General features: G+C 62.7%; 1 protein-coding gene. It reads left to right on the plus strand.

What is annotated here, in order from left to right:
• Positions 1-831, plus strand: an 831-nt coding sequence (locus GSQ94_RS20490) for a VWA domain-containing protein (protein ID WP_158945879.1), incomplete at its 5' end; no start/stop codon positions are given.
• Positions 832-861: the final 30 nt, after the last annotated feature.

Here is an 861-nt window from a genome sequence, read left to right on the forward strand (position 1 = left end):
AACCTCCACAAAGACGACTGCAGCATCTACGAGGACAAGGCCCTCCAGAAGACCAAGAACTTTACTCAGGAAAAAAACCTCCCCCTCACCATCGGCATCCTCCTCGACACCAGCGGCAGCCAGCGCGCCGTTCTCCCCCTCGAGCAGCAGTCCGGCGCCGAGTTTCTCAAAGACGTCCTCACCCCCAAGGACGAAGCCTTCCTCATCTCCTTCGACATTAACGTCAATCTCCTCGCCGACTACACCAACAGCCCCCGCGAGATAAAGCACTCCATCGACTCCGCCGAGATCAACACCGGCGCAGGCACCGGCTCGGTCACCGGTAACGGCAGCGCCCGCGGTACCCTCCTCTTCGACGCCGTCTACCTCGCCGCCCATGACAAGCTCCGCCAGGAGGCCGGCCGCAAGATCCTCGTCCTTCTCACCGACGGCGGCGACCAGGGCTCGCAGGAGACCCTCAAGACCGCCACCGAAGCCGCCCAAAAGGCCAACGCCATCGTCTACGTCATCCTCATCGCCGACCGCGGCTTCTACGGCGGCGGAGGCTTCGGCATCAATATTGGCGACAACGGCGCACGCGACATGGAGCGCCTCGCCACCGAGACCGGCGGTCGCGTCATCAACGTAGGCAACAACGGCAAGCGCCTGCAGGAAGCCTTCGACCAGATCCAGGACGAACTCCGCACCCAGTACCTCGCCAGCTTCACCCCCACCAACACCAAGATCGACGGCACTTTCCGCACCCTCAACCTCACCTGTCAGCCCGGCCAGAAGATCCAGGCCCGCAAAGGCTACTACGCCATGGCCGACGCGCTAGGCAAAGACGACTAACCGCAACTCCAGTTGCTTTGCCATCGTCTG

Origin of the sequence: Granulicella sp. S190, assembly GCF_009766095.1 — a bacterium.
Lineage (GTDB): Bacteria > Acidobacteriota > Terriglobia > Terriglobales > Acidobacteriaceae > Edaphobacter.